Source organism: Pseudoduganella sp. RAF19, from assembly GCF_052114165.1.
GTDB lineage: Bacteria > Pseudomonadota > Gammaproteobacteria > Burkholderiales > Burkholderiaceae_D > Rugamonas.
The window spans coordinates 353,265-366,999 of sequence record NZ_JBFREF010000001.1 but is presented as its reverse complement, the minus strand read 5'-3'; the positions used below and the strand labels follow the sequence as shown (position 1 = coordinate 366,999).

At 62.3% G+C, this 13,735-nt stretch carries 12 protein-coding genes; 1 reads left to right on the top strand and 11 read right to left on the bottom strand.

Annotated features, from left to right (window positions below):
• Positions 1-9: 9 nt before the first annotated feature.
• The 5 genes from AB4Z19_RS01800 to AB4Z19_RS01780 all read right to left on the bottom strand — a co-directional run bounded on the left by AB4Z19_RS01800 (position 10) and on the right by AB4Z19_RS01780 (position 5,294).
• Positions 10-930 (bottom strand): 23S rRNA (adenine(2030)-N(6))-methyltransferase RlmJ, encoded by a 921-nt coding sequence (locus AB4Z19_RS01800; protein WP_442029197.1) that lies wholly within the window; start codon positions 928-930, stop codon positions 10-12.
• Positions 931-966: 36 nt separating this feature from the next.
• Complete coding sequence (locus AB4Z19_RS01795; RefSeq protein WP_442029198.1) at positions 967-1,785, bottom strand: PEP-CTERM sorting domain-containing protein; 819 nt, start codon at positions 1,783-1,785, stop codon at positions 967-969.
• Positions 1,786-1,940: 155 nt separating this feature from the next.
• On the bottom strand, positions 1,941-3,242 hold the full coding sequence (gene aceA, locus AB4Z19_RS01790; protein WP_442034054.1) for an isocitrate lyase: 1,302 nt from the start codon (positions 3,240-3,242) through the stop codon (positions 1,941-1,943).
• 306 nt (positions 3,243-3,548) lie between these two features.
• The gene (gene rraA, locus AB4Z19_RS01785) at positions 3,549-4,043 is read right to left on the bottom strand and encodes a ribonuclease E activity regulator RraA (RefSeq protein ID WP_442034052.1); all 495 of its coding nucleotides are present in this window, start codon (positions 4,041-4,043) and stop codon (positions 3,549-3,551) included.
• Positions 4,044-4,079: 36 nt separating this feature from the next.
• Positions 4,080-5,294 carry an MFS transporter gene (locus AB4Z19_RS01780; protein ID WP_442034050.1) on the bottom strand — a complete coding sequence of 405 codons (1,215 nt, stop codon included), beginning with the start codon at positions 5,292-5,294 and terminating at the stop codon, positions 4,080-4,082.
• 69 nt (positions 5,295-5,363) lie between these two features.
• Here AB4Z19_RS01780 and AB4Z19_RS01775 point away from each other — a divergent pair, with 69 nt between their 5' ends.
• Positions 5,364-6,152 carry an AraC family transcriptional regulator gene (locus AB4Z19_RS01775; RefSeq protein ID WP_442034048.1) on the top strand — a complete coding sequence of 263 codons (789 nt, stop codon included), beginning with the start codon at positions 5,364-5,366 and terminating at the stop codon, positions 6,150-6,152.
• A 1-nt stretch (position 6,153) separates the two neighbouring features.
• Here the strand turns inward: AB4Z19_RS01775 and AB4Z19_RS01770 are convergent, their stop codons facing one another.
• The 6 genes from AB4Z19_RS01770 to AB4Z19_RS01745 form a co-directional block, all read right to left on the bottom strand.
• The gene (locus tag AB4Z19_RS01770) at positions 6,154-6,885 is read right to left on the bottom strand and encodes a hypothetical protein (protein ID WP_442034047.1); all 732 of its coding nucleotides are present in this window, start codon (positions 6,883-6,885) and stop codon (positions 6,154-6,156) included.
• The gene (locus AB4Z19_RS01765; RefSeq protein ID WP_442034046.1) at positions 6,882-7,310 is read right to left on the bottom strand and encodes a YybH family protein; all 429 of its coding nucleotides are present in this window, start codon (positions 7,308-7,310) and stop codon (positions 6,882-6,884) included. Before AB4Z19_RS01765 ends, AB4Z19_RS01770 begins: the two co-directional genes overlap by 4 nt.
• Positions 7,307-7,903: an HD domain-containing protein gene (locus AB4Z19_RS01760; RefSeq protein WP_442029041.1), complete on the bottom strand. Its 597-nt coding sequence runs from the start codon at positions 7,901-7,903 to the stop codon at positions 7,307-7,309. Before AB4Z19_RS01760 ends, AB4Z19_RS01765 begins: the two co-directional genes overlap by 4 nt.
• Entirely contained in the window at positions 7,884-10,472 is a 2,589-nt protein-coding gene (clpB, locus tag AB4Z19_RS01755; protein ID WP_442034045.1) for an ATP-dependent chaperone ClpB, read from the bottom strand. The genes AB4Z19_RS01760 and clpB overlap by 20 nt, the downstream gene beginning before the upstream one ends.
• A 74-nt stretch (positions 10,473-10,546) precedes the next feature.
• A complete protein-coding gene (gene moaE / locus AB4Z19_RS01750; RefSeq protein WP_442029506.1) occupies positions 10,547-10,999 on the bottom strand; it encodes a molybdopterin synthase catalytic subunit MoaE in 453 nt (150 codons plus the stop codon).
• Positions 10,996-13,713 carry a DUF349 domain-containing protein gene (locus AB4Z19_RS01745; protein ID WP_442034043.1) on the bottom strand — a complete coding sequence of 906 codons (2,718 nt, stop codon included), beginning with the start codon at positions 13,711-13,713 and terminating at the stop codon, positions 10,996-10,998. The genes moaE and AB4Z19_RS01745 overlap by 4 nt, the downstream gene beginning before the upstream one ends.
• Between the last annotated feature and the right edge of the window lie 22 nt (positions 13,714-13,735).

Here is a 13,735-nt window from a genome sequence, read left to right as displayed (position 1 = left end):
ACAATGTTTTTATGCGCGCTTCGCATCGCCTTTGCGACTTGTGGTCACTTCGCCACTCTCCAGCGTGAACTTGGCGCCCGAATCGCGGCCCAGCACCTTGACCAGGTAGGGCATCACTTCCTTCAGGATCGGCTCCAGCGTGTACGGCGGATTCAGCAGGAACATGCCGCTGGTGTGCAGCGCGATGCCATCCGGCGTTGGCGTGCTGATGCACAGCGTCACGTTCAGCCACGACTTCGCGTCCAGATGCTTCATGCGCTCGGCAAAGTTGCGTGCCTCGATGCGCTGCAGCACCGGATACCAGACGGCATAAGTGCCGGTCGGGAAGCGCTTGAGCGAATCGCTCAGCATATCGGTGACTTTCTTGTAGTCCTGCTTGTCTTCATACGGCGGATCGCACAGCACGAAGCCGCGGCGCGACGGCGGCGGCAGCAGCGCTTTGACGCCCAGGAAGCCGTCCGCCTTGTTGACGATCACGCGCTTGCCGCGCGCTGTTGGACGCTTGCCTTGCGCCGCTTCGTGCCTGGCCAGGTTATTGAAATTGTCTTCCAGGATCTTGGCGTCGGACGGGTGCAGCTCGAACAGGCGGATGCGGTCTTCTTCGCGCGCCACTTTCTCCGCGCAGTAAGGCGAACCCGGATAGAAGCGCATCTTGCCGCTCGGGTTCATGTCTTTAATCAGCTTTACGTACTCGGCCAGCGGCGCCGGCAGGTCATCACGCTCCCACAGCGGCGCGATACCCGTTTCGAATTCGCCCGTCTTGGTGGCTTGCGCACTGTCCAGCGTGTACACGCCCGCACCGGCGTGGGTGTCGATGTAGGTATAGGCGACGTCCTTCTGGTTCAGGTACTGGAGCACCTGGATCAGGACGAAATGCTTTAGGACATCGGCATGATTGCCGGCGTGGAAGGCGTGGCGATAACTGAACATGAATAAGGCAGAGTGATGATTCGACCTACCATTATCTCACGAGCGGCGCTGGCGCGCGGTCCAGCCGACGAGGGCCAGCCCTGCGAGCAGCATCGCGTAATGCGCCGGCTCGGGCACCGGATCGAGCGTGCCGGAGCCCGCGTACATCCACATTTCCATCGATACCCAGCCCGCCTGCTGCTGGTCGGTGCGGTTCAACCAGGAAGTCTGCACCAGATCGAGGCTGTCACGCGTTTCGCTGAAACCGCGCGCGCTTTCCAGCCGGAAGTCCTGCAGGTCCAGGTCCACGCCCAGCAGGCCATCCGGCTGCTTGGGATCTTCAATCGCCAGCCAGAACAGGGCGAAGATATCGAACCAGTCCTGGCGCTGCTGCGGCGGCGTGACGCTGGCCTCGATCTGCACCGTGCTGTAGAAGGCGACGCCGGTATTCGGCGTCAGCGTGAAATGCGCCTGGTCGCCTTCGATCGATGTGTTCAGGCCGCGGCTTTCGCTCAGGCTGGTCACGATGTGCGCCTCGCCTTCCACGCTCTGCTTCCAGGAGTCATCCCTGCCCAGCACAGCGACGTGCGCGGTCTCAACGTTATTCAGGTTATAGCTGTATTCCCACGGCTGGGGCGTGGCGGGTGGATAGAACTGCTCCCAGTAATTGCCGCTCGGCGTGCTGGCCGAGATATAGCCGTAGTCATTCTCGTAGCGCGTGCCCACATGGGTCATGGTCAGCGCCGGCGTGATGCCATCGTTCGGATCGAGATCAATCAGCGTGAAGCCGATATTGCCCATGCGCGCCTGGCCGCTGACGTCCGCCGACGCGGCGCCATGCCACAGCAGGCCGCCAAGCAAAGCAAGTGCTGTCATTGAATGCTTCATCGTATCCTCCGTAATGTTGTTGGTATGGGAGGCATACGGTAGCAGCGCGCAACGCGCGCGAGATACACAGAAAATCACTAGTAAAAAAGGCCCGGCAACCAAGGATCGCCGGGCCTCAGGACAGGTCAGAGACCTGTCATTGCTTATGCTACTTTCTTCTTGTCGTCAAAGAATTGCTCGTCTTCAGTCGAACCATGCAGGGCGGTAGTCGACGACTGGCCTTGCTGGATGGTCTGGGTCACGGCGTCGAAGTAGCCGGTGCCGACTTCGCGCTGGTGCTTCACGGCGGTGAAGCCCTTCTCCGCTGCGGCGAATTCGGCTTCCTGCAGTTCCACGAAGGCCGACATCTGGCGGCGTGCATAGCCGTGTGCCAGGTTGAACATGCCGTAGTTCAGCGAGTGGAAGCCAGCCAGCGTGATGAACTGGAACTTGTAGCCCATGGCACCCAGCTCTTTCTGGAACTTGGCGATGGTTGCATCGTCCAGGTTTTTCTTCCAGTTGAAGGACGGCGAGCAGTTATAGGCCAGCATCTTGCCAGGGAACTTGGCGTGCACGGCGTCGGCGAATTTCTTGGCGAAGACCAGGTCCGGCTTGCCGGTTTCGCACCACACCAGGTCGGCGTAAGGCGCGTAAGCCAGGGCGCGCGAGATGGATTGCTCCAGGCCGTTGCGGACCTTGTAGAAGCCTTCCACGGTGCGCTCGCCGGTGCAGAATGGCTGGTCGTTCTCGTCCACATCGGAAGTCAGCAGGTCGGCTGCTTCCGCATCGGTACGGGCGATCACCAGGGTCGAAGTGCCCATCACGTCGGCAGCCAGGCGGGCTGCGACCAGCTTCTCAACCGCTTCACGCGATGGCACCAGCACTTTGCCGCCCATGTGGCCGCACTTCTTCACGGAAGCCAGCTGGTCTTCAAAGTGCACACCGGATGCGCCCGCTTCGATCATGGACTTCATCAGTTCGAATGCGTTCAGCACGCCGCCGAAACCGGCTTCCGCGTCGGCCACGATTGGCGCGAAGAAGTCGATATCGTCTTTGCCTTCGGACCACTGGATCTGATCAGCGCGCTGGAAGGTGTTGTTGATGCGGCGAACCACCATTGGCACCGAGTTCGCCGGGTACAGCGACTGGTCCGGATACATTTCGCCAGCCAGGTTGGCGTCGCCCGCCACCTGCCAGCCGGACAGGTAGATCGCTTTCAGGCCGGCCTTCACCTGCTGCATTGCCTGGTTGCCGGTCAGCGCGCCCAGGGCGTTGACGAACGGTTCGTTATTGACCAGATCCCACAGCTTCTCAGCGCCGCGCTTGGCGATGGTGTGTTCGATCTGCAGGGAGCCGCGCAAGCGCACCACGTCTTCCGCGGTGTACGGACGGGTGACGCCTTTCCAGCGTGGGTTGGTGTCCCAGTCTTTTTGCAATGCTGCGATTTGTTCTGCGCGAGTTGTCATGATCTTCTCCTTGGTAGCTAGATGAAAAACGAAATCCGTTAGAGACATCATATGCTTTGTTGTTCAGCGCAACAATAGTCTTATATAAGACATATGAGCAAATATTTTCAACAAATAATCAATAACTTACGTTTTAATTTCCATGATACGGAACGCCATTTCTAGGCATGAAAGCAAAATCGCTGCTTAATTTTGTGCGCTTTTCAAAGCGTGAGATCAGCATTTTGCATCGTGAAAAATGCACAAATTAAGGGCAGAAAAAACAATGCCCCGACTCGCGGGGCATTGTTTTGTGGGGGATCAAGCTCAGGCTAGTTGCTGTTCTGCGACAAGAATGCCGTCGGCATCGGCATAAATCCAGTTGCCGGGGCTCACCGGCACACCGGCGATGTCCACGCGCAGATTGCGTTCGCCCTCGCCTTTCCGATTGCTACGCTGCGGATGCGTCGCTAGCGCGCGGATACCGACCGCGCAGGCATTCATTTCATCAGCATCGCGCACGCAGCCGTTGACGATCACGCCGGACCAGCCATTGTTTTGCGCCAGCACGGCCAGCTGTCCGCCAACCAGGGCGCGGCGCAGACTGCCGCCGCCATCCACCACCAGCACGCTGCCATTACCCGGCGTTTCCAGCGTGGCGCGCACGAGGACATTGTCTTCAAAGACTTTCAGCGTGACCGCCGGGCCGGAGAACTTGATGTTCTGGCCGAAGTGCTTGAACACGGGCGGCAGCACGGCGAGGCGGCCATCTTCCAGCAGGCCGGGGTTGTCGTCGCAGATATCGGTGGTGGCGAAGCTCATGGTCAGTCCTGTTTAGCGTTAAGAATGCCTTCGATTCTAAGCACTTTTCAGGCGCGTGGATCGAGTATTGCCTCCAACGCCTACCGCCGTGGCAATCGCCATGAACTGGAACAGGGCGATGCCGACAAAGACCATGGCGGGACGTCCTGCGTCCATCATCAGGCCGAAGATCAGCGGGCCGACCGACAGGCCGCTATCCAGGCCGGAATACACCACGCCATACACACGGCCGGTCGCATTCTTCGGCGCGGCAGCGCGGATCATCAGGTCACGCGATGGACCCGCAATGCCGGAGAAGAAACCGATCAGCCCCATAAGGATCAGCGCCATCCATGCAGGCGGCGCTCCACTCGCCAGCACCAGCGCCAGCAGCGCGGCCAGCGCAAAGGCGGCAGCGATGGTGCGGTCGTGATTCTGCGTGCCTGAGCCGACGAAACCGCCCAGCACCATGCCGCCGGCGGACGCCAGCATATACGCCGTGTACGCGCTGGTTGCCATCGTCAACGACATGCCATACATCTTCACCAGTCCGGTGGATGCAAAGCTCTGGATACCGCCCAGCGCCAGCGCCGTCAGGAAGAAGAAGGCAAAGCACATCCAGACCGATGGCAGCTTCAGGAAAGCCAGCGTGCCGCCCTGCTGTTGCGAGGCGGCGTGTGCGCCGATCGGATCGGGGCGGATCGCGTCGCGGTTGATGAACAGGATGGCCAGCACAATCAGCGGCAGCGCCGCGGCGCACAGCAAGGCCAGGCGCCAGCTGCCCGCAGCCGCAATTGCCGTCAGCAGAATCGGCGAAGCGGCCCAGCCGATATTGCCGCTGATGCCGTGCACCGAGAAGCCATGCGCCAGACGCGCCTTCGATACCCGCTGGTTCAGGATGGTGTAGTCCGCCGGATGGAAGATGCTGTTGCCGACGCCGGCCACCAGCGCGCCCAGCATCAGCGCCGTATAGCTGTTGGCCGCCGACAGCAGCACAGCCGACAAACCCAGCACGCCGATACCGAAGAACAGCACGCGGCGCGCGCCGACGCGGTCCACCACGAAGCCGGCCAGCGCCTGTCCGATGCCGGACACGATGAAGAACACCGTCATCAGCATTGCCAACTCCGCGTAACTCAGATTGAAGGCAGGCTTCAGCCACGGGAATAGCGCGGCAAGAATCAGGTGGTAGAAGTGAGAGGTGCCGTGCGCCAGGCCGACCAGGCCGATCACGCGGGCATCCTGTTTGAGGAGGGCTTTATCTGTATTCATCCGTACAGTTTAGGCAAGAGCGCTGCGTCTGGTTTAAGATAGCCTGACATCATTTGTCGAGAATCTGCCATGCCAGCTGCCAGCCGCCATGTAGGAGTCGCACCCAGCCGCGAAGAGCCGACGGATACCCGCCCCGTCACTGTGGTGGCGCGCGAACTGGATGCCGCGGAATTCACCGGCGCCCACGCCCACACCTGGGGCCAGTTCACTTACGCGCTGGAAGGCGTGCTGCGCGTGTCCGCCGCCAACAGCAGCTGGATTGTGCCGCCGCTGCGGGCGATCTGGATCGAAGCCGGCACCATGCATGAGGTGACCGTGCTGGAAGCGGCGAGCATGCGCCTGCTGTGCGTGGACATGGCGCGCTCGCCGTTCGCGCGCAATCTGGAGGTGGTCGAGGTGTCGCCCCTGCTGCGCGAGTCGATCGAGGCGCTGGAGCAGATGGGCTTTGGCGACGAGTCGCCACGTTCCCGCTTGCTGTCCGAGCTGATTCTGGACGAGCTGCCGCGCAGCGCCACACGCCCGATCCGCGTTCCCCTGCCCTCCGACAAGCGCCTGAAGACGCTCTGCGCCAGCCTGCTCAACGAGCCCGGTTCGCCGCAAACGCTGGAGCACTGGGCACGCCAGGTCGGCGCCTCCGAGCGCACGCTGGCCCGCCTGTTCGAACGAGAGCTGGGTTTAAGCTTCAGCCAATGGCGCCAGCAAGTGCGCCTGGCGCACGCTGCGCCGCTCATCGCCCGCGGCGTGCCCTTGTCGCAAGTCGCCGATCAACTCGGCTACGCCAGCCAGTCCGCCTTCTCCGCCATGTTCAAGAAAACCTTCGGCTCCACCCCGACCGCCTTCTTCCACAAGCGCGCCTGAATCACATCGGCTCGATTTTAAGTGTGGTATGCAGCAGCCTGCTGAGTTGATCTTTCAGCGGCCTCGCCGCCGGCGCCTCCTTGGCAACCCGCTTTCCATCCCGAATGACGTGAAAGGCAAACTGGACGTGATCGATGAGCGGACCGCGGTCCGGTGGCGAGTTATCGCGTTCAGTAACGCTAACAATGCGGTTAGCCTGGCAGGCGACTTCTTTTGCTTGTGCAGACGTCGCCTTGATCACGGTGACCATCTCGGCGCGATTCAATTGGTCGTCTTTGACATAGCGAAAGAGCTGATTTCGCTGCGGACGCTTCGGCGGCCTGGGCGGCTTGCCGTCGTAGCTGAAACCATCGACCGCGATAAAGATGGCGCGGTCGAAATCGTAGGCCAGCCAGGTTTTGTACAGCGCCCCGACGAGCGCGATGGAAATGGTGTAGGCAATCACGCCATTTTTGATACGCGTGATTTCTGGCGGATATTTCTGCCCCTCCTTCTCCATGCGCGCATCGGCTTTGGACAGCGTCAGCGGAAATGGCCGCGGGTCGCAATCCTGCGCAGCCGCGCCGCCGCAAGCAATCAGAAGCGCCAGCGCAAAAAGCCGCATCATGTTCACGAACCGCCAACCGGTTCTTGCTGCATCTGATGATCGACCAGCTTTTTCATCGGACTCTCGCATCAACAGGACCGGATAAATATACCGGTTCGCGGACGCCAGAAGTGCGCGGATTGTCACACGTCGCGCGAGTAGCGCAGGATGGCCTTGGTGGTCTGGTGATGGATTGGCGCCGAGGTGTGCTCGTGGATGACTTGCCAGCCGTCGCCGTGGCGGCGCATGGCGACCGTGAGGCGGTTGCTCAGCGAGCGCAGGGTTTCGCCGGACGTAGAGCGCGCGGTGTAGGTCAGGATGGCGGTGCCGATACAAAGATCGGCGCCTTCGGTGCAGGAGATTTCGTTGGCCGCCACCACCACGGTCTCGTCCTCAAGCGACGAGAACCACTGCTCGGCCATGCCGCGCCAGGCTTCGATGCCTTGCTGCGACCAGTTGCTCCACATGTCAAACACTTCCACGTCATCATCGTACAGCGCGGCAAAAGCCTGGACATCTTTCGCCAGTACGGCGGCGCAGTAAGATTCGATGAATTGATGAACGGGAGTCATGCGGAAGGTTCCTTATGCTGGCGCGTACGAACGTGATGCCGCGTCTCTTCGTCGATCAGCGCACGCAGCTCATCGAACACGGGCCTGCCTGTGGTGTACTTCGTGCCGTAGCCCAGATTCCAGTCATAGTCGAAATCCGGCGGATTCGCACCCTGGTTATGCTGGAGCATTGTCTCCAGTTTGTCAAAGGCCTTCACCGCACGCGCTTCGGGCGTGGCCGCCGCTTCGTATTCATCCCATAGCGACAGGACTTCCGCGCGCATGGCTTCATCCAGCGATGAGCTTAACAATAGCAAGTCTTCGCGCTCCTGCGCGCTCTTGTCCGGATGGGCGTGCTGCTCGATGGCGGGAATATCGCCGTGAATCGCCTCACCAAGGTCGTGGACGATGCACAGCTTGAGCACCTTCAGCATGTCCAGATCCGGCAGCTGGTCGGCAAAGGTCAGCGCCATCAGGCACAAGCGCCAGCTATGTTCGGCCGTGCTCTCGCGGCGGCCACCGGAGGTGTGGCCGCTGCGCAGCACGTTCTTGAGACGCTCCGCCTCGCGCAGGAACGCGAGGCGGGCTGCCAGGTCAGGCCTTGGCGAAGACAAGCTCGTTGCCCTGGGCGTTGACGCTGATCGTATCCTTCGGGCCGAAGCGTCCTTCCAGGATCAGCTTGGACAGCGGATTCTCGATCTGCTGCTGGATCGCCCGCTTCAGCGGACGCGCGCCATACACCGGATCGTAGCCCGCCTCGGCGATCTTCTGCAGTGCGTCTTCCGTCACCACCAGGTCCATATCCATGCGCTTCAAACGCTGCTCCAGGATATGCAGCTGGATCTTGGCAATCGCGCCGATGTTCTTGTCGTCCAGTCCATGGAACACCACGATCTCGTCGATACGGTTGATGAACTCGGGGCGGAAATGTCCGCGCACCTCGGCCATCACAGCCAGCTTCACCACGCCCGGATCGGATTCATCCAGCGACTGGATCTTCTGCGAACCGAGGTTGGACGTCATGATCACCACCGTGTTCTTGAAGTCCACCGTGCGGCCCTGGCCATCGGTCATGCGGCCATCATCCAGCACTTGCAGCAGCACGTTGAACACGTCCGGGTGTGCCTTCTCGATCTCGTCCAGCAGGATCACGCTGTAAGGCTTGCGGCGCACGGCTTCCGTCAGGTAGCCGCCTTCGTCATAGCCTACGTATCCCGGCGGCGCGCCAATCAGGCGGGCCACCGAATGCTTCTCCATGAACTCACTCATGTCGATGCGGATCAGCGATTCCTCCGTGTCGAACAGGAAGGACGCCAGCGCCTTGGTCAGCTCCGTCTTACCGACACCGGTCGGGCCGAGGAACATGAAGGAACCATACGGACGGTTCGGGTCCGCCAGGCCGGCGCGCGAACGGCGGATGGCATCTGCCACCGCGTTGATCGCCTCGTCCTGCCCTACCACGCGCTCGTGCAGCTTCTCTTCGATATGCAGCAGCTTGTCGCGCTCACCCTGCATCATGCGCGACACAGGAATGCCCGTCGCACGCGACACCACTTCCGCAATCTCTTCCGCGCCCACCTGGGTGCGCAGCAGCTTCGGCTTGTCGCTGGCCTGTGCATTCGCGCCGATGGCCTCGGCCTGTTTCAGCTGCGCCTCAAGCTGCGGCAGCTTGCCGTACTGGAGTTCGGAGACGCGCTGCCAGTTCGACGCCCGCGTGGCCTCTTCCATCTGCTGCTTGATCGCTTCGATTTCCTCCTTGATGTGCGTGGTGCCCTGCACATTGGCCTTCTCGGCCTTCAGGATTTCTTCGTAGTCGTTGTACTCGCGCTGCAGCTTGGCGATTTCCTCGTCGATCAGGTCGAGGCGGCGCAGCGAAGCTTCGTCCTTCTCACGCTTGACAGCCTCCTTCTCGATCTTCAGCTGGATCAGGCGGCGTTCCAGCTTGTCCATCACCTCCGGCTTGGAATCGATCTCAATCTTGATCTTGGACGCAGCTTCGTCGATCAGGTCAATCGCCTTATCGGGCAGGAAGCGGTCCGTGATGTAGCGATGCGAGAGCTCGGCCGCCGCGATGATGGCAGGGTCGGTGATCTCCACCTTGTGGTGCAGCTCGTACTTGTCCTGCAGGCCGCGCAGGATGGCGATGGTCGCCTCCACGCTTGGCTCGTCGACGAGAATCTTCTGGAAGCGGCGCTCCAGCGCAGCATCCTTCTCGATGTATTTGCGGTACTCGTCCAGCGTGGTCGCGCCGAGGCAATGCAGCTCACCGCGCGCCAGCGCAGGCTTGAGCATATTGCCCGCGTCCATGGCGCCTTCGGCTTTGCCCGCGCCAACCATGGTGTGCAGTTCGTCGATGAAGACGATGGTCTGGCCTTCGTCGTGCGCCAGTTCCTTCAGCACGGACTTCAGGCGTTCCTCGAATTCGCCGCGGTACTTGGCGCCGGCCAGCAAAGCCGCCATATCGAGCGACAGCACGCGCTTGCCGCGCAGGGAATCCGGCACCTCGTTGTTTACGATACGCTGGGCGAGGCCTTCCACGATGGCGGTCTTGCCCACGCCCGGCTCACCGATCAGCACCGGGTTGTTTTTGGTACGGCGCTGCAGCACCTGGATGGCGCGGCGGATCTCGTCGTCACGGCCGATCACCGGGTCCAGCTTGCCCATGCGGGCGCGCTCGGTCAGGTCGAGGGTGTATTTTTTCAGCGCTTCACGCTGGCCTTCCGCTTCCTGCGAATCGACCTTGCCGCCGCCACGCACGGTGTCGATGGCCGCTTCCAGCGATTTGCGGGTGAGGCCTGCTTCGCGCGACAGCTTGCCCGCTTCCGACTTGTCGTCGGTCAGGGCGAGCAGCACCATTTCGCTGGACACGAACTGGTCGCCGCGCTTCTGGCCTTCCTTGTCCGCCAGGTTCAGCATGTTCACGAATTCGCGGCTGACCTGGGTGTCGCCGCCCGTGCCGGACACTTTCGGCAAGCGGTCCAGCGCCGATTTCAGCGCATTGCTCAGCCCCCCCACGTTGACGCCCGCGCGCTGCAGCAGCGAGCGCGCGCCGCCGTCGTCCTGGTTCAGCAGGGCGACCAGCAGGTGGACCGGTTCGATGTATTGATTGTCGTTGCCGACCGCCAGGCTCTGGGCGTCGGCAATCGCTTCCTGAAGCTTCGTCGTTAGTTTGTCTTGGCGCATCTCACGCTCCTAAATTATCTCTACGACAAAATTGGGCTGAGCGACGAGTTTTCAAGAGGAATTTGTGACGAGAATCACATTTCCCATTTTTTCAGCGCCTGATCGTCGCTGACGCGGGCGTCCACCCAACGTGCACCCTCCGGCGTCTGCTCCTTCTTCCAGAACGGCGCCTCGGTCTTGAGGTAGTCGATGATGAACTCGCAGGCCGCGAAGGCTTCTCCCCGGTGGGAAGTGGTCACGGCCACGAGCACAATCTGATCCAGCGGCTTCAGCGGGCCGACGCGGTGAATCACCAGCGCGTCATAAATCGGCCAGCGCGCTTTCGCCTGCTCGATGATGGCCTCGATCGACTGCTCCGTCATGCCAGGATAGTGCTCCAGCTCCATTTCGGAAACGTTGGCGCCCTCGTTCAGGTCGCGCACGGTTCCCACGAAGGTGACTATACCGCCAACCTTGCCGTTCCCGGCGCGCAGTTGTTGGACTTCCTGGGCGAGATCGAAGTCTTCGGTCTGAACGCGTACGGTCATCGGTTGCCCTCCACCGCACCGATGCGGCGGAAGAGCTGCTCGATGCGGCTGGCCGTGCGCGCATCGGCCAATGCAGGCATGGCGCACAGGGCCAGGAACTGGGCCGCGTGGCTGCCCGGCTTCTGGCCGGATTTGAGGGACGATTGCAGCACTTCCACCTGCATCTTGAGGCGGTCGCGCGCGAACTCCGGACCGCTGTCGATGCCGGCCGCAATTTCCAGGCGCAGCACTTCGGACAGCAGACGCGAACGATTGGCTTCCAGTTCGCCGGCATAGGCCGAGCGGGCCGATGCGCCCTCGCCTGCCGCTTTCAAAGCCGCATCGAAGCGGGAACGCAGAGTACGCTCGTAATCGTTTGGCAGCGCAGGCTGGTCTTGCCAGCGCTGGTTCCAGTCGTCGGCATTCACATCGTCCGGTGCGGCGATGGCGGTTTCCAGCGACTGAGTCAGGCGCAGTTTTTCGCGCAGCGCGTTGGCCTGAGCGGCGCCGGCCTTCTTGCGCAAGCCCTCTACCTTCGATTGCAGCGCCGATACTGCGGCACGGTAGCGTGCTTCGATCTTCTGCTCGGCGGCGCGCGGCACGCTGCCGGATGCATGCCAGGCTTGCGACGCATCCTTCAGCGCCTTGGCGATGGCGGCCTGCACGGCTTTGTCCTCGCCTTCGAAGGTGGCCGATTCCAGCCCGGCGCAAATCGCCTCGCGCTCGTGCAAGTGGGCTTTGCGTTCGTGGTCGGCAGCGTGGGCGGCTTCCTTGCGTTGGGCGAAGATGGCGTCGCAAGCGGCGCGGAATTTCTGCCACAGCGCTTGCTCAGCCTTGCGTTCCAGCGGCAGCGCGCGGGCGTGCTCCTGCCAGGCTTCCTGCAAGCCGCGCAGAGTGTCGATGGTGTGACGGTCGGCCGGATTCAGCTTGCCGACTTCTTCAATTAATTGTTCACGGCGAGCGACTTCAATGCGGCGCTGGGAATCCAGCGGCGACATCAGCGTATCCATGGCCTTGTTGAAGGCGGTGTCGAGACGCTTCTTGTCCTTGCGGTCGATGGTGCCGAGCCTGCTCCAGGCCTGGCGCAGACGCTGCGATGCGGAGGCCAGCGTGCGCCAGTCGTGCGTGTGCGGCAGCTGGCCGCTGGCCGCGTCGCGCCTGTCGGCCTGGTCGCCGCCGGCGGCTTCGCGCTGCGCGGCGTCTTTGGCGACCAGGGCGTTGGCTTCATCGACCAGGGCTTGCGCCTTGGCTGCGTTGGAATGGCGCTCGTCGGCCAGATGCTTGAAGTGGGCGGCTGCCGGTGCGTAAGCAGCGGTGCAGGCGGCGTCGAATTTTTCCCACAAACTCTTGGGCGCCGCGCCGGACACGCCATCCAGTGCCTTCCAGCGTTCACGCATGGCGCTGACCTTTTTGGCCAGTTCGCTCATCGGCAAGCCCTGCTTCGGCAGTTCCTCCACCGCCTTGACCAGCTCTTCGCGCGAGACATTGCCGCCCCAGCGCGCCCAGTCGTTCATGCGCTTCAACTCGGCGCGCACATGGGACAGACGGTCGGCCTGATGCGGGTTCAGGCGGCCGGTCTTGGTTTCCTTCAGCTTCTTGTCGAGGTCGGCGGCGGTGTGCAGATGACCCTGCTCCAGCGCTTCGGCCAGTTGCTCGACTATGTCCATAAAGTGCTTGTTGGCTTCCTTCTCGGCCACGCTCGGCTTGTGCTTTTCGCGCGGTTGGCGCGGCGCGGCAGGTGCGCCGCCCGTACCTTCAGCCGTTACAGGCGGGTGTTCGTCTGGCGCATGTTCGGCAGCGGACCCCGGCCCAGGCGTGGCTTCCACGCCAGCAAGCTCCGCGCCGGTGCGCGCAGCCGCCGGCTCATCCGCTACGTCTGCCGCAGCAGCCTCGCCTGGCTTGGCCGCTGCTGCCGACTCCACTGCCACGGCCGCTGCCGGTGAACGCTGCGCGCCGGAGGCGCCATGCGCCGCTTGCGCCGGCGCGGGCACAGGCTGGCGCGGCGTCAACGCCGTACGAGCTGCACCGAGCGCCTGCTCGAAATCATTCAACAGATGACGTGGCAGCGAGGAGTGCTCCGGCGCAGCCAGTTGCGCTTCGTGTTCGGTAGCCAGGCGTTCCAGCTCAGCCAGCGCAGCCTCGCGGTCAGCGGCTGACGATAACTTCTTTAGCGCAGCCAGCGCATCGATCATGCCGCGCTGCAGATTCACTTGCGCCTCCAGCCGCTGCGCCAGCGCCTGGCGCACCCCGGCGAACTGCGCTGCCGGTTCCGGCGTGGCTGCAATCACCTGCCATTGACGATCCAGATCCACTACCTGATTCGGCGCGAGCTTTTCCTCCTGCAACAAGCGCTGCGCAAGAGCAATGCACGCCTCGGCCTGCTTCTGTTCAGCCTGCTGGTGGCGCAGCGCATCGAGACGCCCCTGCGCCAGCTTGGCCACGCGGCGGTCCGTATTGCGCATGGCCTGCTGCACTTTTTCCAGTGCAATCTGCGACATCACATGCTCGGCCGCAGCCAGCCGCACATCGGCAAATTCGCTATTGAGGATCAGTTCGACGGCAGCGTCTTCATTGCCCGCCAGATTGCGCGCAAATTCCGCTTGTGCAGCGCGCCTGTCCGCTGCGCCGTTCGGGCTTGCCGCGCCATTCCCTGCAGCTTCCGGCCCCTGGGGCTGGGCATCTGCCTGCGCGTCGGCGCCCTTGTCGCCGGGCCGCTTAAAAAGGAATTCGAACATGATAGGCTATGGATGGATCAAA